Annotated in this window: 13 protein-coding genes and 2 pseudogenes; 10 read left to right on the top strand and 5 right to left on the bottom strand. The window is 67.4% G+C overall.

The genetic code is table 11. The features are described 5' to 3' along the window. Nucleotides 1–161: 161 nt before the first annotated feature. Both A5652_RS18950 and A5652_RS27740 read right to left on the bottom strand, forming a co-directional pair. A pseudogene (locus tag A5652_RS18950) lies at nucleotides 162–413 on the bottom strand (acetyl hydrolase); the annotation flags it as partial. A gap of 162 nt (nucleotides 414–575) precedes the next feature. Continuing rightward, entirely contained in the window at nucleotides 576–821 is a 246-nt protein-coding gene (locus A5652_RS27740) for a hypothetical protein (RefSeq protein ID WP_156745417.1), read from the bottom strand. Nucleotides 822–975: 154 nt separating this feature from the next. On the opposite strand from A5652_RS27740, the pseudogene A5652_RS28690 reads away from it, so the two are divergent. Next, nucleotides 976–1,148: pseudogene (locus A5652_RS28690) on the top strand (3-deoxy-7-phosphoheptulonate synthase); the annotation flags it as partial. A 103-nt stretch (nucleotides 1,149–1,251) separates the two neighbouring features. Here A5652_RS28690 and A5652_RS18940 read toward each other — a convergent pair. Further along, a complete protein-coding gene (locus A5652_RS18940; RefSeq protein WP_067354903.1) occupies nucleotides 1,252–1,530 on the bottom strand; it encodes a hypothetical protein in 279 nt (92 codons plus the stop codon). 175 nt (nucleotides 1,531–1,705) lie between these two features. Here A5652_RS18940 and A5652_RS18935 point away from each other — a divergent pair, with 175 nt between their 5' ends. Continuing rightward, complete coding sequence (locus tag A5652_RS18935; protein WP_082983985.1) at nucleotides 1,706–2,452, top strand: maleylpyruvate isomerase family mycothiol-dependent enzyme; 747 nt, start codon at nucleotides 1,706–1,708, stop codon at nucleotides 2,450–2,452. Nucleotides 2,453–2,555: 103 nt separating this feature from the next. After that, nucleotides 2,556–3,173, top strand: a complete 618-nt coding sequence (locus A5652_RS18930; RefSeq protein ID WP_067354902.1) for a TetR/AcrR family transcriptional regulator — start codon at nucleotides 2,556–2,558, stop codon at nucleotides 3,171–3,173. 34 nt (nucleotides 3,174–3,207) lie between these two features. Here A5652_RS18930 and A5652_RS18925 read toward each other — a convergent pair whose 3' ends face one another. After that, complete coding sequence (locus tag A5652_RS18925; RefSeq protein ID WP_067354919.1) at nucleotides 3,208–3,918, bottom strand: SDR family oxidoreductase; 711 nt, start codon at nucleotides 3,916–3,918, stop codon at nucleotides 3,208–3,210. A gap of 106 nt (nucleotides 3,919–4,024) precedes the next feature. Between A5652_RS18925 and A5652_RS18920 the strand changes: the two genes are divergently transcribed. Continuing rightward, nucleotides 4,025–4,885: a LysR family transcriptional regulator gene (locus A5652_RS18920; RefSeq protein ID WP_067354901.1), complete on the top strand. Its 861-nt coding sequence runs from the start codon at nucleotides 4,025–4,027 to the stop codon at nucleotides 4,883–4,885. Nucleotides 4,886–5,142: 257 nt separating this feature from the next. Beyond that, nucleotides 5,143–6,204 carry a 3-deoxy-7-phosphoheptulonate synthase gene (locus A5652_RS18915; RefSeq protein ID WP_067354899.1) on the top strand — a complete coding sequence of 354 codons (1,062 nt, stop codon included), beginning with the start codon at nucleotides 5,143–5,145 and terminating at the stop codon, nucleotides 6,202–6,204. A 27-nt stretch (nucleotides 6,205–6,231) separates the two neighbouring features. On the opposite strand, the gene A5652_RS18910 is transcribed toward A5652_RS18915, so the two are convergent. Next, a complete protein-coding gene (locus A5652_RS18910) occupies nucleotides 6,232–7,896 on the bottom strand; it encodes a (2,3-dihydroxybenzoyl)adenylate synthase (RefSeq protein ID WP_067354896.1) in 1,665 nt (554 codons plus the stop codon). A 106-nt stretch (nucleotides 7,897–8,002) separates the two neighbouring features. On the opposite strand from A5652_RS18910, the gene A5652_RS18905 reads away from it, so the two are divergent. The 5 genes from A5652_RS18905 to A5652_RS18885 all read left to right on the top strand — a co-directional run. After that, nucleotides 8,003–11,512, top strand: a complete 3,510-nt coding sequence (locus tag A5652_RS18905) for a non-ribosomal peptide synthetase (RefSeq protein WP_067354895.1) — start codon at nucleotides 8,003–8,005, stop codon at nucleotides 11,510–11,512. Then, the gene (locus tag A5652_RS18900) at nucleotides 11,509–12,270 is read left to right on the top strand and encodes a thioesterase II family protein (RefSeq protein WP_067354888.1); all 762 of its coding nucleotides are present in this window, start codon (nucleotides 11,509–11,511) and stop codon (nucleotides 12,268–12,270) included. Before A5652_RS18905 ends, A5652_RS18900 begins: the two co-directional genes overlap by 4 nt. Next, nucleotides 12,267–13,607, top strand: a complete 1,341-nt coding sequence (locus A5652_RS18895; protein ID WP_304441779.1) for a polyketide synthase — start codon at nucleotides 12,267–12,269, stop codon at nucleotides 13,605–13,607. The genes A5652_RS18900 and A5652_RS18895 overlap by 4 nt, the downstream gene beginning before the upstream one ends. Further along, the gene (mbtD, locus tag A5652_RS18890; RefSeq protein ID WP_067354916.1) at nucleotides 13,607–16,651 is read left to right on the top strand and encodes a mycobactin polyketide synthase MbtD; all 3,045 of its coding nucleotides are present in this window, start codon (nucleotides 13,607–13,609) and stop codon (nucleotides 16,649–16,651) included. The genes A5652_RS18895 and mbtD overlap by 1 nt, the downstream gene beginning before the upstream one ends. Nucleotide 16,652: 1 nt before the next feature. Further along, nucleotides 16,653–22,729 (top strand): non-ribosomal peptide synthetase (locus A5652_RS18885; RefSeq protein WP_067354887.1); only part of this gene is annotated, 6,077 nt, incomplete at its 3' end.

Raw genomic sequence — 22,729 nt, 5'->3', positions numbered from 1 at the left:
CTCGCGGGCACCCGTGTCGAATCGGTAGACGTCACGCTTCCCGGCGGCCGCCGCGTGAAGGGCGAATGGGTCTATGGACCGCGAACACCCACCAGCGAGACCGAGCTCTCATCAATCAGCCAGGGCGCGATCTACTACGTCCACGGCAGCGGATACGCCGTGTGTTCGCCATAGACCCATTCGCCCTTCACGCGGCGGCCGCCGGGAAGCGTGACGTCTACCGATTCGACACGGGTGCCCGCGAGCGAGGGCCCGAACGTCCCCATGATCCTGGCAACGATCTGGCGTGATAACCACAGCCCCCAGGCCCGCTCGGGCGGGATCGCGCTGGTGATCGGCCGAAGGGTGTACGTACTTACCGCTGCCGCGCCGCGGGATCGCAACGACCCGCGAGCCGGAACGCCGTCCGTCATACAACGCAGTCAACACCAAATGGTGACATTGGTCAATGGCAGCTTTGTTGCGATTTGGTGCTGCGGCTCGCCACTGTGTGGGACTTCGATTCGGTGTCACATTCTCAGTTGATCGTCACGCCTCAGAGCTTCGCGAACTTACGTGGGATTTGAGAACCTACGTCAGCTATCCAACTCATCGTGCTCTGCGTCGGATTCCTCGCGGGCGTATTGCGCTTGGGCGCGATCCACGCGCGCGGCCTCCTCGTGCTTTTCAGCCGCGCCGCGGTGGGCATCGGCGAGCTCGCCGGAAAGTTCTTCCGCGGCTGCCTGGTGCTCCTCGGCGAACGCCTCGTGCACTAGGGCTAACTCATCCTGGCGCTGGGCTTCCGAGACTTCTGCCGCACGGTCGTCGGCGCACCGCGACATACGAGCACGATAATCCAATCGAGGATGTCTATGCGCTGAATTGACGATTCGATGACGCTAGGCTGCCAGCCACCGGCGAGGAGATTCAGCTCGATGGGCTGTGCGCGGGAATCCTGCACCTCGGCGGCCACAACGATGTCGGGGCCCTTGTCGCGACATCCGTCGCGCGGCCGTCGTCGAGACAATTGGCAACCCCGACTGTCACGTGATTGTTCGAGGTGGCACGCCGGGCCCAACCACGACACCGCCTCGGTGGCCAGCGCCATCGAACGGCTAGCCGCCGCAGGGCTTTCCGCGAAGGTCATGATCGACTGCTCACCCGCCGATCCGACTATTGCTCGCTCGCCATGCGGCTTACTCAATTCGAGCTCGGTCCCGACGACCGCGCCGCCACGCTCTGCCGAACGCTATGTCTTGTGACGGCTCTCATTCAATCAACCCTGCGATCCATGGCGTCGACAATTTCGCGAAGGCGGGGGGCGTCGCGGCTATGCGCGTAGGCATCGAGCCACTCGGCCAGCCCGTCCACCAGGGGCGCAGGCAGCAAACAACGGCTGTGCGCGCTTGTGTGTAGCAGCGTGACGATCGCGGCGTACGAGTCGCCTGAGCCGATCATGGTGTAAACCTGGGCGCAATCACTGTCGGCAAGCAACGGGCCGATCGCATCAACCAGCTTCCATGCCAAGTCGGATTCGGCCCAAGTGTCCACCCTCCCATTTTCGTTGGTAAGGCCAGGTCTTGCAGAACGGAGTGCTGCCCGCGCCCAGCCGAATTTTCCGCTCGCGCTGGATCGAGAGTCCATTCGGCTACTCAATCCCGACCTTGACTTCATACATGCAGTGTGTATGTTCATACATACAGTATGTATCTGAAAGGTGGGCTGCATGAGTGCCACGATCGACGCCATAGCGCAAGAACGCGAGATCGTATTGGAACTTTGCTCGCAGATGCCGGATGCGATGTGGGAGAAGGACAGTGGATGCTCCGGCTGGTCGGTGCAGGACCTCGTGTCGCACATGGCATGCAGCTTCTGGCTGGCTGTCGATCCGTCGACGCTGCCCAGCCCGGGCGAGATGCCTGCCGAACGCGCGGCGGACCTGTATGTCGCCTCGCGGCGTTCGATGACTCCCAAAGAGGTTGTGGCCGACTATGAATCGGTCAGCGCGCGAGGGCTGGAGGTGCTCGCGGTGATCGAGACTCAGCAGATCGACATACCGATAGGCGACGTCGGGACCTATCCTGCGTCGGTCGTTCCGACAACCTTCGTCTTTGAGTCCTTGATTCACACCCGATATGACCTGTTCCCGCCGGATGGGCCATTGGAGGGAGATCCGCCGCCCGTCGACGTACTGCGGCTTGCCCCGACCCTTGACTGGATCGAAGCGGCGCTGCCGCAGCAGAATGTGCACTTGCTCAACGACTTACACACCGGCGTGGCGGTGAACCTCGAAGGGCTGTGCGGGAGAACCCTGCATATCGGCGGCCACCCCGATGTCGCGGCGCGTGTCACATCGGATTCGCAGGCCTTCGTACGGTGGGTCACCCAGCGCGGCACCTGGGAAAGCCTCGGCGTTCAGGCGGAGGGTGACCCGTCATCGCTGGATATCGTTCGTCGGCTCAGGGTGTTCTGAGCTGGGCGCCGACCGCGACGCCACATCGGGCCGGTAGGAGAATCCCAGACCTTTCATACGGTATGTATGAAAATGCATACGTAGCTGCGAAAGGTATGGGTTGATGGCGAAGGTCGGGCGCCGCACGCAGGCCGAACGTGCGGCCGAGACACGCGATGCGTTGATCGATGCCGCCCGGCCGCTGTTTGCGGCGGTGGGATTCGCCGATGCGTCCCTGGAAACGATCGTCCGCAACGCCGGGGTAACGCGCGGAGCCCTCTACCACCATTTCACCGACAAGACAGAGCTATTCGCGGCGGTGTTCGAGCGGGTGGAGGGCGAAATGGCCGCCCGGATGGGGGAGGCCGTCGCGGCCGCGGGGCACTCCGATCCGGTCGAGGTCATGCGACTGTGTTCGGGCCTTTGGTTAGACGCATGCGCCGAACCCGAGATCCAGCGCATCGTCCTGCTCGAGGCGCTGGCTGTTCTGGGATGGGAACGCTGGAGCGACATCGGCCATCGTTACAACATCGGGTTCGTGACCAAACTGCTCACCGCCGCCATCGAGTCCGGCAGCATTCCCCGTCAGCCCGTCGAGGCGACCGCCCTGACGATCATGGGGGCGCTGCGCGAGGCAACGCTCTACATCGCCCGCTCGAAGGATCAGCGCAAGGCCCGTAGAGACGCCGGTGAGGTGATGGACCGACTAATCCATGCGTTGCGCGCCAACACTTCTCGCTAGTCCGCGCCGACGCGAGCCTCGGTGATATGGGTCGCTACGCGGCGATGCTTCCGCCGCCGTCGGCTCGGATGATCTGGCCGGTGATGTAGCCGGCGTCCTCGTCGAGGAGGGCGCAGATCGCGTGTGCGATCTCGCGTGGAGTACCAAGGCGGCGCAGCGGAATCGTCTGCAGGATATGCGCTTCGCGCTCGGACCCAACCGGGCTGAGTTCGCGGTACATCTCGGTTTCGATGGGACCGGGCGCCACCGCGTTGACCGTGATTCCGGACTGCGCGAGTTCGCCGGCCCAGATTCGGGTGCACGCTTCCAGCGCCGCTTTCGTGGCCGCATAGGGCGTGCGCTCCGGAGTGCCAAGTGTGGTAAGGCTGGTGACGTTGACGATGCGCCCCCACCCGTTGGCCAGCATGCCGGGCAGCACCGCCTGGACCACCTGTACGGCGGTGCGCACGTTCAGGTCGTACGTGGTGAACAAATCGTCCAGATCGACCGAGCCGATGCGGCCGAACCGGGCAACCGCGACGTTATTGACCACCGCGTCGACTCGCCCGTTCGTCAGGGCGCGCTTGAGCACGGCGTCGGTGGCCGTGCGGTCGCTGAGATCCGCCTCGTAGAACTCGCCCGGAAAGTCGTCGGGCCGGGTGCGCGCCAGGCCGATTGGTACGTTGCCCGACGCTGCGAGTCGGTCGGCGACTGCTCTGCCGATTCCCTTCGATGCCCCGGTGATGAGTACTCGCCGTGCGGTCATGATGTCCTCCTTCACAAGCATTCGTATGATTACTTAAACGTTTTGGAAAGCGAATTCCTCATAACGTTGTTGGTATAGACGATGACGTCGCCCTTATGGAGGATCGATGCCGACATTGTCGCAGCTCAAAACGTTCATTGCGGTGGTTGATCAGGGCGGCTTCACGGCGGCGAGCCGCCGCCTCGGGTTATCCCAACCGGCCGTCAGCCGCACCGTCGCCACACTGGAAAAAGAGCTGGGCCTGCCACTGTTCCTCCGTCGCCGAGACGGGCTGTCCCTCACCGAAGCAGGTGCCATCGCGCTGCCGCACGCGCGAGAAGCGGTGCGCCAGCTGACGTTGATGCATACCGAGGTCGCGGGGCTCGCGGGCGATGTCACCGGGACGCTGAGCCTGGCCAGCCTGCCGTCAGCCACTGCCACGCTCGTCGCTCCGCAGCTACGAGCGTTCGCGCGGCGGCATCCCGCCGTCACGATCCGGCTGCTGGAGGGAAGCGAGTACGAAATCTTGGATTGGCTCGACCAGGGGGCCGTCGAGGCCGGCGTGGTCAGTCTGCCTACCAAGGGCCTCGACGTGGCGGTCCTCGGTGAACAAGAAATGGTTGCGGTGGTACCGGCGGACAGCTGGCTGGCATCCAAGGACACCATCACCTACGCCGACTTGGCCAAGGAGCCATTCGTCCGTGGCACCGGCGGCTGCGCGGAAGTCTTCATGCCGATCGCCCGGCGCGCCGGGATCGAATTCGACCTGGCCTTCGAAGCGCGTGAGATCGCCGCGACGCTCGAGATCGTGCGGGCGGGGCTCGGGGTGAGCATTCTGCCCAGCGCAGGCCTGCCCGAATTGCCGGGTGTCGCGGTGCGGCCGCTACTGCCCCAGACCGTACGGCGCCTCGGCCTCGCTGTTTCGGCGAGCGCGTCCGCGCCCGCGCGCTCGTTCCTCGATCAGGTCGCCGCGCTCAACCTGCGCTGAAATCGCGCGCCCCGACGCGCTTTCAGCGCTCTCGCCTCCGCATGGTATCTTTGCCGACGTGAATATCGGCGTGCGCGTGTATTGGCGCTTTATCGTGGCTCCGGGTGGAGCCAGCGATGCGGCGTCTGGTTGACGCAACCGCACGACTGAATACCCGGAGCCCAGCAGCGACCATAAGGTCGCTGCTTTTCGCTTTTCGGGGCATCGGGAACCAGCGGGCGTGCCCTGGGAGCAGCAGAGAAAGGCACTCACCCTCCATGTCCACCATCAATTGCGACACGGCGACTATCGATACGTCCGATCATCGGATCGTCTCGTTCCGGGAACTCTCGGCTCCCGCCGTGATCCGCGCCGAGCTGCCGTTGACGGCCCGGCGCGCCCACACCGTCCAACGCGATCGCGAGGAGATCTCGGCGATCCTGGCCGGTGGTGACGATCGGCTGTTACTGGTCGTCGGACCCTGCTCGGTACACGATCCCGCCGCCGCGCTCGATTACGCGCGCCGGCTTGCCCCGATCGCCGCCGAGTACGCGGATCGGTTGAAGATCGTGATGAGGGTTTACTTCGAAAAGCCGCGCACCACCGTCGGCTGGAAGGGACTCATCAACGATCCCAACATGGATGGCAGCTTCGACGTCGAACGTGGACTCCGCATTGCGCGTGGGCTATTGCTCGACATCATCGACGTCGGTTTGCCGGTGGGATGTGAATTCCTGGAGCCCACCAGTCCGCAGTACATCGCCGACGCCGTCGCCTGGGGTGCGATCGGCGCCCGAACCACCGAGTCGCAGGTGCACCGCCAGTTGGCGTCCGGGCTGTCCATGCCGGTGGGGTTCAAGAACGGCACCGACGGCAACACCCAGGTCGCCATCGACGGCGTCAAAGCCGCTGCGGCACCCCACCATTTCTTCGGTACCGACAACGTCGGTCGCGCGGCCGTCGTCGAGACCGTGGGCAATCCCGACTGCCACGTGATCCTTCGAGGTGGGACCGCCGGGCCCAACTACGACCCCGCCTCGGTGACCACCGCCGCCGAACGGCTCAGCAAGGCAGGGCTTTCCGCGCGGGTGATGATCGACTGCTCACACGCCAACTCCGCCAAAGACCATGTGCGTCAGGCGGAGGTCACCGCGGAGGTGACCGCACGCATCGCGGCGGGTGAGCGCGGTATCGCCGGCCTGATGCTGGAGAGCTTCCTGGTGGCCGGCGCCCAATCGCTCGGCGGCGAGCTGACCTATGGCCAGTCCGTGACCGATCAGTGCATGGACTTCCGGACCACGGCGGGCCTGCTGGCCGACCTCTACGCGGCGATGGGCTGATCGCCGACGGCTGGGAAAGCGCGCACCCTACCGTCGCGCGGGCGTTTGTTGCGCCGAAACCTGTTTAGCGATAGCCCTTTTGTCGATCTTGCCGATCGGGGTGGTGGGTAGTGTCGTCATCGCAGCCAGGACGTCGGGACGGGCGTGCGCGGCCACGCCACGCTCGTCGAGGTAGCCGTTCAATTCGGGCAGCGATAGCCCGGGACCGTTGAAAACCACAGCCGCACAGATTTTCTCGCCCAGGTAGGGGTCGGGCAGCGCGACCGCGGCGGCCGAGAAGATCGACGGGTGGGTGTGCATCTGCTCCTCGAGGTCCGCCGCGGAAATTGTTTCTCCGCCACGGCAGATCACGTCCTTGACCCGGCCGGTCACCTCCAGGTAGCCGTCGTTGCGCAGCCGCACCACGTCGCCGCTTCGGAAAAAACCTTGCGCGTCGAAGCTGCGTTCATTGTCGCGCTCGGCGCGGAAGTAACCGTTGAAGGTGTAGGGCCCGCGGACCATTAGTTCGCCTTCCTCGCCCCGGGGCACCGGCTCGCCCTGCGCATCGACGACGCGCAGTTCGTCGGCCGCCGACAATGGCCTTCCCTGGGTGTGTTCGGTGAGTTCCGGGGGGTCGTCGAGCCGGGTGTAGTTCAGCAGACCCTCGGCCATCCCGAACACCTGCTGCAGACCCGGTGTCAGGGCGCTGCGCACCAAGCGGGCATCCTCAGGTTCCAACTTGGCGCCACCAACCTGCAAGAGCCGCAATGTCTTCGGTGTCACGGGTTCCCAGTCGCAGGCTTGCGCCCACAACTTGGCCAACGCCGGTACCAGGGCGGTCACCGTGACGCCGTGGCGGGCGATGGCGGCAAAGGCCGCTTCGGGGCTGGGGTCGGTGCCGAAGACGGTGGTGGCGCCAACGGTCATCGCGCCAAGCAGGCCCGGGCAGGCAAGCGGGAAATTATGGCCGGCCGACAGCACCGCCAAATAGACGTCGTCCGAGGTGAGCCCACAGAGCTCGGCGCTGGCCTTCGCGTTGAAAACGTAGTCGTCGTGGGTGCGGGGAATCAGCTTGGGTGTTCCCGTGGTACCGCCCGAAACCAGTAGCAGCGCAGGGGATCCCGGGTCAGGCGGCGGTGACGGCGTGCGCATGGCCGCGTGATCGCGCAGTTGCCCCCATGGGATGAACGGGCCAGGGTCGCCGTCGACGATGACGTGCTTGAGCGGGGCGTGCTCCTCGGAGAGTGCGCGCGCCATCGTCCGGTAGTCGAAACCCCCTGCGGCATCGGCGATCAGCAGTCCGGTGGCCTCGCTGACCGCAGCGAAATGCCCAAGTTCGGCGGACCGGTGACCGGGCAGGCACATCACCGGAATCGCTCCCGCCCGCAGCAGCCCGAACAGCGCCACCGCGAACTGGCAGCCGTTTGGCAGCTGCAGCAACACCCGGTCGCCCGGCGCGATGCCCCCGCCCGACAGTCCACCGGCCGCGCGGTCAGCCTGCGCGTCGAGGTCCGCATAAGTAAAGCCCGCATCACCCCAGGCGTCGCGGACGGCAATTCGGTCCGGCCACTGCTGAGCCGCGTCGCGCAGGATCGTGTCCAGGGGCCGCCCCGTCCAGTAGCCGGCCGCGCGATAAGCGGCGGCCCGAGCGGCCGGGAACGGCACGAACCCCTCGAGGACTCCGTCTGGTGGCTGTGGTGGGTTCGCGCTCATGGCTCCTTAAGCGGGGGGCTTCGAACGGGGCTAGTAGCGGGGATGCACGGAGTAAGGATAGGGTAACCAAAAAATTAGGGCAGCCTGTGCTAATCAGGGAGGGTCTGTGGTGCACGCCTCGGCACGCTCGGAGGACATCCGGGCGGAGGTGGCCGAATTGCTCGGCGTCGACGTCGAGGCAGTTCAGCCGGGTAGCAACCTGATCGGCCAGGGCCTGGACTCCATCCGGATCATGTCGCTGGCGGGCCGCTGGCGCCGCCAGGGCATTGCCATCGACTTCGCCACGTTGGCCGCAACCCCGACGATCGAAGCGTGGGCCCGGCTGGTCGAAGACGGCGGGCAAGGCGCCGACCAGCAGATCCCTACCGCCGAAGCTCCCGGCGACCCGTCCGGGGAGGACGAGCCGTTCTCCATGGCCCCAATGCAGCACGCGATGTGGGTCGGTCGCCATGATCACCAGCAGCTGGGTGGCGTTGCCGGTCATCTCTACGTGGAGTTCGACGGTGGGCCGATCGACGCCGAGCGCCTGCGCACGGCCGCCACCGCGCTGGCACGTCGTCATCCGATGCTGCGAGTGCGGTTCCTGCCCGACGGCAACCAGCGCATCCCCCCGGTCGACGAGAGCGGCGACTTCCCGGTCAGCGTCGAGGACCTGCGCTCGCAGAGCACCGACGAGGTCGAGCAGCGGCTCGCCGCGATCCGCGACGCCAAGTCACACCAGCAGCTCGACGGCGCGGTGTTCGAACTGGCGGTGACGCTGCTACCGGGCGAGCGGTCACGGCTGCATGTCGACCTGGACATGCAGGCCGCCGACGCGACCAGCTATCGCACCCTGATGGCCGATCTGGCTGCCCTCTATGGGGGCCGGCACCTCCCAGAGCTGAGCTACACCTACCGGCAGTACCGCCAAGCCATCGAGGCCGAGAACGCACGGCCGCAGCCGGCGCGCGAGGCCGACCGGGCCTGGTGGGCGCGGCGCCTCCCGGAGCTGCCAGACCCGCCCGCTTTGCCGTCGACCGGTGCCCGCGGCGCGAACCGGAGCACCCGGCGCTGGCATTGGCTCGACCCGCAAACCCGCGATGCGCTGTTCGCCGGCGCCCAGGCGCGCGGCATCACCCCGGCGATGGCGCTGGCCGCGGGATTCGCCAACACCGTGGCCCGGTGGTCGACCACCTCGCGCTTCCTGCTGAACGTCCCGTTGTTCGGGCGCCAGGCTCTGCACCCGGACGTCGACTCGTTGGTTGGTGACTTCACCTCGTCGTTGCTGCTCGACATCGATCTCGTCGGCGCAGACACCGCCACGGCGCGGGCATGTGCGGTGCAGGAGGCGATGCGTACGGCCGCCGCCCACTCCGCATATTCCGGGCTGTCGGTGCTGCGCGATCTCGGCCGCCATCGCGGGACCCAGGTGCTCGCGCCGGTGGTGTTCACCAGCGCGCTCGGGCTCGGCGAATTGTTCAGCCGTGACGTGACCGGGCAATTCGGCACGCCGGGGTGGATCATCTCCCAGGGGCCACAGGTGCTGCTCGACGCGCAGGTCACCGAGTTCGACGGCGGGGTCCTGGTCAATTGGGATGTGCGCGACGGCGTCTTCCCGTCGGGAGTTATCGACTCCATGTTCGCCCATCACATCGACGAGCTGCACCGGCTGGCCTCCGCCGACGGCGCGTGGGACGCGCCGGGCCCGTCACCGCTGCCGGAAGCACAGCGCGCGGTGCGGGAGGCGGCCAACGCTCGCACCGCCGAACCCAGCGGAGAAGCGTTGCACGATGGCTTCTTTCGGCAAGCGGAGCACCAGCCCGACGCCCCGGCCGTGTTCGCGAGTACCGGTGACCTCAGCTACGCGCAACTGCGCGAGCAGGCGCACGCGGTGGCCGCGGCGCTGGCCACCGCCGGCGTCGTCGCCGGCGACACCGTCGCGGTGATGGGTCCGAAAACCGCCGAGCAGATTCCAGCGTTGCTGGGCATCCTGTCCGTCGGCGCTGTTTACCTGCCGATCGGCGTCGACCAGCCGCGTGACCGCGCCGAGCGCATCCTCGAAAGCGGCCGGGTGAGCTTGGCGCTGGTGTGCGGCGGACGACGGCTGTCCCTGCCGGTGCCCGAACTGGTACTCGCCCAGGTGCTCCGCGACAGTTCCGCTGGTCCTGAGATTGCCTCGGCGAGAATAGATCCCGCCGAACTCGCCTACGTGTTGTTCACCTCGGGCTCCACCGGCGAACCCAAAGGCGTTGAGGTCACCCACGACGCGGCGATGAACACGGTGGAATTCATCGGTCGCCACTTCGAGATCGGCCCTGCGGATCGTTGCCTGGCACTGTCGACCCTGGAAGGCGACATTTCGGTGATGGACGTGTTCGTCACCTTGCGCACCGGCGGGGCCATCGTGGTGGTCGACGAAGCGCAGCGGCGCGATCCCGACGCCTGGGCACGGCTGATCGACACGCATAAAGTCACCGTGTTGCATTTCATGCCCGGCTGGCTGGAGATGCTGATCGAAGTCGGAGGCGGGCGCCTTTCCTCGGTGCGGGTGATCCCCACCGGGGGCGACTGGGTGCGACCCGAGGTGGTACGGCGCCTACGCGCCGAAGCGCCGAACCTGCGCTTCGCCGGCCTCGGCGGTGCGACCGAAACCCCGGTGCACAACACCATTTTCGAGGTGACGGGGGCGATACCGGAAGATTGGCCGGCGCTGCCCTTCGGTGTCCCTCTTCCCAATAACACCTGCCGCGTCGTCGGCGACACCGGCACCGACTGCCCCGACTGGGTCCCGGGGGAATTCTGGGTGTCCGGCCGCGGCATCGCGCGCGGCTATCGCGGACGTCCCGATCTCACCGTGGAACGCTTCGTCGAGCATGACGGCCGAACCTGGTACCGCACCGGCGATTTGGTGCGGTACTGGCCTGATGGCACCCTCGAATTCGTCGGGCGCGCCGACCACCGGGTGAAGATCAGCGGGTATCGCGTCGAGCTGGGCGAGATCGAGACCGCGTTGCGGCGCGTGCCCGGGGTGCGGGCGGCGGTGGCTGCCTTGATCGCGGTATCCGGGGAATCCGACGTGCTCGCTGCGCAGGTGTGCATCGACGACGCCTCGATGACCGTCGAACGGATCCGGCAGCGTCTTGGTGAGCTGGTTCCCGCGCACATGGTCCCGCGCCACATCACGGTGGTGGAGCGGATCGGTTTCACCGATGCCGGAAAGCTCGACCGGCGGGCCGCCGCCCGCGAATTGGAAACCGCTGTCTCGCAAGCGCGGCGGCCTGGCCACCGGCGCGCGTCGACACCGTTGGAATCCGCACTGGCAATGATCGTCGGTGATCTGCTCGGTCGGGAAAACATCGGAATCGACGACGACTTCTTCGCGCTCGGCGGTGATTCGGTGCTCGCCACCCAGGCGGTGGCGAGGATTCGGGCCTGGCTGGACGCGCCGGACATCATCGTCGCCGACATTTTCGCCAACCGAACCGTGTCGGCGCTGGCCGCGGTGCTCAGCGCCGGCGAGAACGATCCCGGCCGGCTGGACCAGGTCGCCGAGCTGTACCTCGAAGTCATCGGCATGGACGCCGAATCGGTTCTGGCCGCCTCTCAGCGGCCCGCGAAAACCTATATGGCGCAATGACGTTGAATAATCTGATCACCGTGTCTTCCACGTTCCCGTCCTGGATCAAGCTGACCCCCGGCCGCGGCAACGGATCATCGACCGGCGCCACCGTGATATTTCCGCACGCGGGCGCGGCCGCCGCGAGCTACCGGGTACTGGCGACGGCGCTGGCCGCCGGTGGCGACACCTACGTCATGCAGTACCCGCAACGGGCCGACCGCCTCGCCGAACCGGCTCACGACAGCGTGCACGACCTGGCCGTCAGCCTATTTCGGGCAGCGCCATGGCCTAGCGTCGCGCCGCTGAAGTTGTTCGGGCACAGCATGGGCGCCGTCGTCGCCTTCGAGTTCGCCCGCGTCGCCGAAACGCACGGCGCGGCGGTACAGAAGCTGTGGGTATCGGCCGGACCGCCGCCATGCGTCGTCGCCGACATGCCCGAACTGCCGACCAGTGACGACGGACTGCTGGCCGATATCGCCGATCTGGGTGGTACCGACCCCGAACTGCTCGCCGACGAAGAGTTCTCCGAACTGCTGACCACCGCCGTGCGCGCCGACTACCAGGCCTTCAACGGGTATGAACCCAGCCCCGATGTCCGCATCGGCGCCGACATTCACGTCCTGGGCGGCCACGACGACCACCGCGTCGGCGCCGGGGTGCTTGCGCAGTGGGAAAGGCACACCGCCGGTTCCTTCGCGGTGTCGCTGTATGACGGCGGGCACTTCTACGTCTATGACCATGTCGAGGCGGTCGCCGCGCAGGTGAATGCCGGGTGATGCCGATGTCTGACGATGGTTTTGGCGAGGGCGTCGGCGCCGACGGCGCCGATCCCGTCGTGATCGTGGGAATGGCGGTGGAGGCGCCCGGCGGCATCGAAACCGCCGAGGATTACTGGGATCTGCTGGCACACGGCCGCGAGGCGCTCGGCCCGTTTCCCACCGACCGCGGATGGGCGGTACGCGAACTGCTCGCCGGCTCGCGCCGCAACGGCTTCAAAGAGATCCACGACCGCGGCGGTTTCCTCACCGGGGCAACCACATTCGACCCAGAGTTCTTTGGCATCTCACCCCGCGAGGCCGTCGTGATGGACCCGCAGCAGCGAGTGGCATTACGGGTGGCCTGGCGTGCGTGCGAGAACAGCGGCATCAATCCCGACGACCTGGCCGGGCACGATGTGGGCTGCTTTGTCGGCGCCTCGGCCACCGGCTACGGACCCGAGATGGCCAAGTTCTCCGAACACAGCGGACACCTGCTGGCCGGCACCGCGCTCAGTGTGATCTCGGGCCGCATCGCATACACGCTGGGATTGACCGGCCCGGCACTGACTCTGGACTCCTCATGCGCATCCGCGCTGGTGGCCTTCCACATCGCCACGCGCTCGCTGCAGAACAACGACTGCGATGTGGCCATCGCGGGTGGGGTCAACGTGTTGGGTTCACCGGGCTTCTTCGTCGAGTTCTCTAAGCAACACGCACTCTCCGACGACGGGTACTGCCGCCCCTACAGTGCGCAGGCCAGCGGAACCGTGTGGGCCGAGGGAGCGGCGATGTTTGTGCTGCAACGTAAATCAGCCGCTCTGCGCGCCGGCCGGCAGATCGTCGCCGAGGTGCGGGCCACCGCCATGAATCAGGACGGGCGCACCGCCGGTCTGAGTGCGCCTAGCGGTGATGCGCAGGTGCGGCTGTTCCGGCGCGCGATCAGCCAGGCTGGGATCAAACCCGCCGAAGTGGGGATGATCGAGGGGCACGGCACTGGCACCCGCCTCGGCGACCGGACCGAGTTGCGGTCGCTGGCCGAGACGTACGGCGACACCGAACCCGGCGGCGGGGCATTGCTGGGTTCGGTGAAATCCAATGTGGGCCACTCGCTGGCCGCGGCCGGCGCGCTGGGGCTGGCCAAGGTGCTGGTATCGGCCGAACACGGCGCCGTGCCACCCACCCTGCACGCTCGCGAAGCGAGCCCCGAAATCGAATGGGAGAAGCAAGGTTTGCGCTTGACGCAGGCTTTGACGCCCTGGCCGGCCATTGATGGACAGCGCATCGCGGCGGCGTCCGCGTTCGGGATCGCGGGCACCAACGCACACCTGATCGTTTCCGTCCCCGAGGTCGCATGATGCTGAGCCATCGACTGCCGGACGGGCGCGTCCCGGTGCTGCTCAGCGCCCACGACGCAGAGCTGATCCGCCGGGACGCCTCGGCGATCGCGGACTACCTGGGTCGCCTCGACGACTCGTCAGACCCGACCGCCGCCGTCGCGGCCACCCTGCTGCGGTTGCGCCGGGTGAGACGTCACCGCGCGGTGGTGCGAGCGGCGGACGGCGCCGAGCTCGCCGCGGGACTGTCCGCGATCGCTCGCGGCGAGGAACACGAATTGGTCTCGCGCTCCGCCACGACGACCCCGCCGCGCATCGCGTTCGTGTTCCCGGGACAGGGCAATCAATGGCAGGCGATGGGAACCGACGCCTACGGGCGGTTGCCGGCCTACCGCGAGGCCGCGGACCGGTGCGCCCAAGCGTTCGCATCCGCCGGATTTTCCTCTCCGCTGCCATATCTGGTGAGCGACGAGGAGCGCAACTGGTCCCGAACCGAGGTTCAGGCAGCGCAGTTCACCCACGCGGTGAGTCTGTCAGAAGCGTGGCGCTCCTGCGGGGTGTTTCCCGATGTCACCATCGGCCACAGCCTCGGCGAGGTGGCGGCCGCCTATGTGGCGGAAGCACTTTCGCTGCCGGACGCCGTCGCGTTGGTGGTTGCGCGCGCCACCGTTGTCGACCGGCTGACCGGCCGCTACGCGATGGCGGTGCTCGGGACCGGCCTCGACATCACGGAGTCGCTGCTGGCCGAGACCCCCGGCTGGCTGGAGGTCTCGGCGGTCAACGGGCCGTCGTCGACCGTGGTCGCCGGCGATCACGAGGCGGTGGCCGCCGCGGTGCGGCTGGCTCAACAGCGTGGCATCTTCAGCCAGCAACTGTCCGTTGACTATCCCGGGCACACCAGCGCGCTTCGGGCGTTGCGGGCGGGTCTGGCCGAGCTGACGCCGAAGTCGGCGTTCCGGGACGGGCCGATAAGGTTCATCGGCTCCACGCTGGGCACCGAGTTGAGTGGCACGACCGATTTCTGCAACTATTGGTATGAAAACCTCTGTGGCACGGTGCGGTTCGACCTCGCCGTCGGGTATGCCCGCGCCTGCGGAGTCGACGCGTTCGTAGAACTCTCGGCGCACCCGTCGCTGCTCTACCCCCTGGGTGGCATCGTCGACGACGAGTCGATCGTCATCGTCGGCTCGGGACATCGCGACCGACCCATCACCGATTCGCTGTCGGCGAGCATCGCCGCCATTGCTATCGCGGACCCCGGCCGCAGGTGGGCCGAAGCGGTTCCGCATACCGGCGGGCCTGCGCTGCGGGGATTCCCGAACGCGCCGATGCGCGCGGTGCACCTGTGGGCGGCACCGGAACGAGCGACCGAAGCGGTGCCGACGCAGGCGCTCACCGTGGCCGTCGAGGACTGGCAGCCGATGACGGCGCCGATCACACCGGAGGCTCCCACCGTCGACATCGGCTTCTCCGGGGCGGGCGAACTGACGCGGCGACTCATCGATGCCCTTGCGGCACATGGCGGCTGCCGAGCGGTGCCACCGAGTGAGGCGGAAATCCTTGTGGTGGCCGCCCCGCAACCCGGCGAACTCGACGCGACCGCCGCAATCGAGCAGATCGCGGGCCGGCCCGATGCGGGTCTCCCCGATTACCCCGCGCTCATCGGTCCTCGATGCCGGGCCGTCTGGTTGCTCACCGCCGGTGCCGAACAGATCGACCGGAATGACCCTGATGTCTCTCCGGCTCAGGCGGCGCTGGCGGGCATGCATCGCAGCGTCGGCATCGAATTCGCGGATCAGGCGTTCGGGCATCTCGACCTCGCGCACCGCAATGTCGATCCGCCCACGGCACAAGCCGCCGTCGAGGTGCTGCTCGGGGCGCCGGCCGAGGTCGCGTTGCGGGGCGCCGAATCGCCGCGACGCTACGCCCGGACGTTTCGCGCATGCCGCGAATCGGCGACCCGGCGACCACTCGATGCCGGCGCGCTGGACGACGTGGTGATCACCGGCGGCAGCGGAGCCATCGGGCTGCAGTACGCGCGGTATTGCCTGGACCGCGGTGCCCGGACCGTTACCCTGTTGAGCCGCAACGGCGTTGACCCGACCGTACTGCGTGAGCTCGCTGACCGGCATGACGCCGAAGTCCGTGCCCCGCTGTGCGATATCACCGATCGCGTCGCGCTGGCCGCCGTCGCCGCGAACTATGCGGGGGCGGGTGCGTCATTGCTGATCCACGCGGCCGGCATCGCACAAGCGCGCTCGCGTGCGGATCTCACCGGTGCGGACGTCGCGGCGGTCTGTTCGGCCAAGGTCAACGGACTGGCGGTGCTGGCCGACGTCTGGCCGCTGCGGCCGGACTGCCGGATCCTGGCCTGCTCATCGGTGTTCGGAGTCTGGGGCGGCTATGCCCACGCGGCGTACGCGGCGTCCAACCGGATGCTCGACGTATTGGCCGCCCAGTTGCGTGCCACGGGCCGCGACTGCATGGCCATCCGCTGGGGCCTGTGGCAAGGCGCCGGGGTAGTGGTGGGTAACGAGATCACCCGCACCGAGCGCTCCGGTTTGGTGGCAATGGAGCCGGAGCGGGCGATCGAAGCCAGTCTGTATCGCTACGAGGGCGATCCACTGATTTTCGACGCCGACTTCGAGCGGCTCCGGGTGTTCTTCGAGAGCCAGGGAATGCCAATGCCGTTCAGCGTCTCAGGCGCCGGTGAGGACGATGGCCGCGAAGTGGCGATTGAGAAGTCACTCGCGGAGATAGTCCGCGCCGAGTTGGCCGCGACGCTGCACCTGGGTGAATCGCCCGCAATTGACCCAGGCACATCGCTCATCGACCTGGGTGTGGACTCGTTACTCGCACTCGATTTACGAAAGCGGCTGCGCCGCACGGTAGGCAATTCGGTTCCGGTGTCCCGCATGCTCGGCGGCATCACCGTGACCGAGCTGATCGAGGCGTTGCGTGCCGACTCGACCGGCGGGCCCGCGGCTCCATCATTGGAGCGCGCCGGCGCCGCCAACGGTGCGCACCACTCAACGCTCGCGATGCTAGAAAGGTTGGACTCCTAGCGTGACAGACACCACCGGCGTCAGCACCCATCTCGGCGACGAGCGCTTGGAACTATTGCGCCGCAAGCTCGCTGAGCGCGGCCTGGCCAGAACGGCGGCCGCGGCACCGGTGGGAGGCGCCGGCGAGCCGCGCATGTCGGTCGGCCAACACCGGATGTGGTTCGTGCAGTCCGTCGATCCCGATAGTGCGCTGCTCAACATCTGCGTCTCCTATCGCCTGTCCGGCTCGATCGATACGGCGCGGTTGCACCGTGCCGTCGACGCCGTCGCCGCACGGCACCCCGTCCTGCACACGACGTATGCCACGAACGGTGAGGGCGACCCGCATCCGGTGATCCGCGAGGACCTGCGACCCGAATGGGCCGAGCACGATTTGGCCGGGTTGACCGATCAGGCTCGCCGGTTACGGCTGGATGTGCTGGCGCAGCGGGACTTTCGACGGCCATTCGACCTGAGCAGGGATTCACCGTTGCGAGTCACGGCGGCGCGCCTGGCCGACGACGAACTGATGCTGCTGATCACCGCGCACCACATCGCCTGGGATGACGGCTCGTGGGCACCGTTCTTCGCCGATCTGACTCGCGCATACACCGACCCGGACGTCTTCGCCGATGACCGAGCGCTGACGGATCATTCGGCGGCTGCGACCGCCATTCGTCAGGAGGACCTGGACTACTGGCGGCCGCTGATGGCCGACCTACCGGAGCCGCTCGAGCTTCCCGGGGCCAACGGTTCGGTGGTGCCCACCACCTGGCGCGCGCAGCGCGCGTCCACGCGGTTGTCAGCGGACACCGTCGATCGGGCGGCCGCGCTGGCCCGCGAGACGGGCGCCACTCCGTACCTGGTGCTGATGGCGGCGTTCGCCGCGCTCGTGCACCGATACACCCAGTCGACCGACTTCCTGGTGGCGGCGCCGGTGCTCAACCGCGGCGCGGGCACCGAGGATGTGATCGGGTATTACGGCAACACCGTGGTGATTCGGCTGCGGCCGCAACCGCACCAGACGTTCCGCGAGCTGCTGGCCCAAACGCGTGACGACGCCGTAGGCGCTTTCGCCCATTCGCGCGCCGACCTCGACTGGCTGGTGCGCGAGTCGAATCCCGATCGCCGGCATGGCGCCGACCGGATGACGCGGGTGAGCTTCGGGCAGCGGGAGCCCGACGGCGCCGGCTTCTGCCCGCCCGGCGTGCGTTGCGAACGCGGGGAATTGCGCGGGCATTTCAATCAATTGCCGCTGAGTTTGATGGTCGAGCTGAAGCGGACGCCCGACGGTTCGAGCGGCGCCGTTGTCGAGGCCGAGTACCTGGTCGAGGTCATGGATCAGCAGTTGGTCGAGCAATTGCTGCGTCACTACGCCGCCTTGCTCGACGGCTTGCTCTCCGGGCCCGACGCGAAGCTGTCGGCATGCGCGTTGATGAGCGGCGAAGACGCCGAGTGGCTGCGCGCGGTGTCGACCGGCGAGGAATTCGTCACCCCGGCCAGCACGTTGCCCGAGCTGGTCGGCCGCAGGGCGGCCCTGACGCCCGATGCCGTCGCCGTGGTCTACGAGGGCCGCGCCTACAGCTACCGAGAGATCGACGAGGAGTCGAATCGTGTGGCGCACTGGCTCATCGGGCAAGGCATCGGCACCGAGGATCGCGTCGCGGTGCTGTTGGACAAGTCTCCCGAGTTGGTCATCACCGCACTCGGGGTGCTCAAAGCGGGCGGGGTCTATCTGCCGGTGGACCCCACCTACCCGGAGGACCGCCTGATCTTCATCCTCGAGGATGCGGACGCCAAACTGGTGGTGCGCGAACCGGTTACCGACGCGGCGCACTATCCGGCCACAGCGCCCGCTGAGCTGATCCGGCCGCTGAGCCCCCACAACACCGCCTACCTGATCTACACGTCGGGTTCTACCGGGCTGCCCAAAGGTGTTCCGGTGTCGCACGCACCGATCGCCGAGTATTTCGTCTGGTTCGGCGACGAATACCGGGTCGACGACACCGATCGTCTGCTGCAGGTCGCCTCGCCCAGTTTCGACGTGTCGATGGGCGAGATCTTTGGCACGTTGATCATGGGCGCCCGCTTGGTGATTCCGCGGCCCGACGGATTGCGCGATATCGGCTACCTGACCGACCTGCTTGCGCGTGAGGGCATTACGTCGATGCACTTCGTGCCGTCGCTGTTGGGGCTGTTCCTCTCGCTGCCCGGCGTCGGCCAGTGGCGCACCCTGCGGCGCGTGCCGATCGGCGGGGAGCCACTGCCCGGCGAGATCGCCGACAAGTTTCACGCCACCTTCGACGCGTCGCTGTACAACTTCTACGGGCCGACCGAGACGGTGGTGAACTGCACCAGCTATCCGGTGGAGGGCGCCCAGGGCACCCGGGTGGTGCCGATCGGCCGACCCAAGATAAATACGCAGGTGTATCTGCTCGACAACGCGCTGCAGCCGGTTCCCGTCGGCGTGATCGGCGAAATCTACATCGCCGGAACACATGTCGCGCATGGCTATCACCGCAGGCCCCAGATGACGGCCGAGCGGTTCGTCGCCGACCCGTTCACGCCCGGCGGGCGGATGTATCGCTCCGGCGACCTGGCCCGCCGCAACGCCACCGGTGACATCGAGTTCGTCGGCCGCGCCGACGAGCAGGTCAAGATCCGCGGTTTCCGCATCGAGTTGGGTGAGATCGCGGCCGCGATCTCGGTCGACCCCAGCGTCGGGCAGGCGATCGTGCTGGCGATGGACTTGCCCCAGCTGGGCAAGAGCCTGGTGGGATACGTGACGCCGGCCCAGGGCGCCGGCACGGAAACGGTTGACGTCGAACGCATCCGGGCCCGGGTGGCCGCCGCGCTGCCGGACTACATGACCCCGGCCGCCTACGTGGTGCTCGACGAAATCCCGATCACCGCGCACCAGAAGATCGACCGCGCCGCGCTGCCTCAACCGCAGATCGCGGCGGCAACCGAATACCGCGACCCCACGACCCCCACCGAACAGCGCGTCGCGCAGCTGTTTTCCGGGCTGCTCGGCCACGAGCGGGTGGGCGCCGACGACTCGTTCTTCGATCTGGGCGGCCACTCGCTGGTGGCCACCAAGCTGGTCACCGCGATCCGCGCGGACTGCGGCGTGGAAATCGGCATCCGGGACGTGTTCGAGCTCGCCACGGTCGGAGCGCTGGCCGAGCGGATCGACCAGCTGAGTTCGGGTGAACTGACGCCGTCGCGGCCCAGGCTGATCACCACCGCGCACGACGAGCCCATGCCGCTGTCGGCGTCACAGCTGCGCAGCTGGTTCGCCTACCGCGTCGACGGGCCCAGCCGGGTCAACAACATCCCCTTTGCGGCGAAACTGACCGGGCCCTGGGACATTGACGCGCTGATCGCCGCCGTCGGCGATGTCGTTGCCAGGCACGAAATCCTGCGCACCAGCTATGTCGAGCTGGACGGTGTGCCGTATCAGGTCGTGGGTCCGGCCGGTGCCAAGGTTCCGGTGCGCCGCGAGGAGGGACCCGACGATGCCTGGCTGCAACGGCAGCTCGACGTCGAGCGGTGCCACTGCTTCGAGCTGGACGCCGAATTGCCGATCCGGGTCGCGGTCCTGCGCCCCGAAAACACCGCCGAGCACGTGCTGTCGCTGGTCGTGCACCACATCGCCTCCGACCATTGGTCGGCGGGCGTGCTGTTCGCCGACGTGATGACGGCCTACCGGGCCCGGCGCGGCGGGGAAGCGCCATCCTGGGCTCCGCTTCGTGTGCAGTACGCCGACTACGCGGCGTGGCAGCGCACGTTCCTGGGGGACGCCGGCGGCCAGGAATCCGCGATCGCCGGCGATCAGCGGGAGTACTGGACGAGGCAGCTGGCCGGCATGCCGGAGGACACCGGGCTGCGTCCGGACTTTCCGCGCCAGCCGGTGCCTAGCGGCGAGGGGGAGTCCGTCGACTTCCACATCGACTCGGCCACCCGCGCCAGGCTCGGTGAGCTATGTCGCGAGCTGGGCATCACCGAATTCATGCTGCTGCAAACGGTCGTCGCCGTCGTGTTGCACAAAGCCGGTGGCGGCACCGACATTCCGCTGGGCAGCCCGGTCGCCGGCCGCACCGAAGCCGAATTGGACCAGCTGATCGGATTCTTCGTCAACATCCTGGTGCTGCGCAACGACCTGGACGGCAACCCGACGTTGCGTGAACTGCTCAAGCGGGCCCGGGAGACCGCCCTGGCCGCCTACGCCCACCAGGACCTGCCGTTCGATCGCGTGGTCGACAGCGTCAGCCCGGTGCGCTCGCTGTCACGCAACCCGCTGTTCCAGGTCGTCGTGCACGTCCGGGATCACCTGTCCGCCACGCGGGTAATCGAGACCGCGGCCGCCGGCAGCGGCGAGCAGGACACCGTGTGCACGTCGCTGGACCCGATTTTCGACATGGCGCACGCGGATCTGAGCGTCAATTTCTTCGGTACCGACGGCTCCGGCGACATCGGCTATCACTGCAATGTCATCTACCGCACCGAGCTCTACGCCAGGACCACCATCGAGCGGTTGGCGGATTGGCTGACCCGGACGCTCACGGAGTTTGCCAACGACCTCGACCAGACTTTGCGGGATGTTCAGCTGATCGATGCCGAAGACCCTCGCATTCTGCAGAGCTGGAGTCGCGGCGAGCAGCCGCCACACGACCGACCGCGCACCATCCCGGAGTTGCTGGAACCCAGCCGGACGTGGGGCGCCGACCGCATCGCGGTGCGCTGCGGCGCGGAATACGTCGATTACCCCGCGCTGCACCGCCGTTCGGACAACCTGGCCGCGCTGCTCGTGCAGAAGGGAGTGGGGCCGGGGTCGCTGGTCGGGCTGTCGACCCGGCGGAGCATCGAACTGGTGGTTTCGCTGGTGGCCATCATGAAGGCGGGCGCCGGCTACTTTCCCATCGATCCCGGTTATCCCCTGGCGCGAAAGCAATTCATGCTCGACGACGTGCAACCGCCGGTCGTGGTCGCGACGGTCGAAGCGGTGGACACCATGCCGCAGGTGCCGGGGGTGGAGCTGATCTCGCTAGACGATCCACAGGTACGTGCCCTAATGGACAGCGACGCCGTGCGTCCGCGGGCGGAGGGCTTGCCACTGCCACACCCCGACGACCCGATGTACCTGGTGTTCACGTCCGGCTCCACCGGCAAGCCGAAAGGTGCGGTGGGAACTCATCGCTCGATGGCAGCGCGGCTCGACTGGCAGCTGCGGCACTACCCGCCGCGAACGGACGACGTCCGCCTGGCCCAGGCCTCCATCACTTTCCTCGAAGGCGGCATGGAGATGCTGGCCGGCCTGGCGGCCGGCGCGACCATGATCCTGGCCGACGATGCCGAGCACCGCGATCCAGAGGCCCTCGGAGACTTGATAGACCGGTATTCGGTCGCTCAGGTAACCGCGGTGCCAAGCCTGGTCTCGGCATTGGTGGACAGCCGGCCCGGGGCCGTGCGCTCATTGTCACGGCTGGTGTGCGGCGGCGAACCGGTGACGACAGCCCTTCTGCAGCGGCTGGTTTCGGTATGCGCCGACCAGGACGGCACCAGCACCGAGCTGCTCAACAACATCGGTTCCACCGAGACCTCAGGCGCCGTATCCCGCGGGCGGCTGGGCTTGCCGAATCCACTTGTCGGAAGGCCGGTCCCGGGTGCCGAGGCATATCTGCTCGACGATGGGTTGCGCCCCGTGCCGGTCGGTGTGGTGGGCGAGCTGTACTACGCCGGTGACCAACTGGCTCGCGGCTATTGGAAACGAGCGGGCTTGACGGCGACACGATTTATCGCCAATCCCTATGGCGCAAAGCCGGGTTCGCGGTTGTACCGCAGCGGCGACCTGGCCCGGTGGACCGAGGATGGGCAACTGGAATTCGTCGGACGTTCCGACCACCAGGTGCAGGTGCGCGGTTTCCGTGTCGAGCTGGCCGAGGTCGAGGCGGCGCTGGCCGCCGCCGACGGCGTCGCCGCGGCGGCGGCGCGCACGTGGGAGGTGCACGGCGGCACGTCGCTGGCCGGATATGTTGTGCCGCAACGACCGATCACCGATGAGGCCGAGAAGGCAATGTTTGCGGGGGCCGTGCGTGC

Origin of the sequence: Mycobacterium sp. 1165178.9 (genome assembly GCF_001673555.1) — a bacterium.
Classification (GTDB): Bacteria; Actinomycetota; Actinomycetes; order Mycobacteriales; family Mycobacteriaceae; genus Mycobacterium.
The sequence above is the reverse complement of the archived record's forward strand: the minus strand, read 5'-3'. Positions and strand labels throughout refer to the sequence as shown.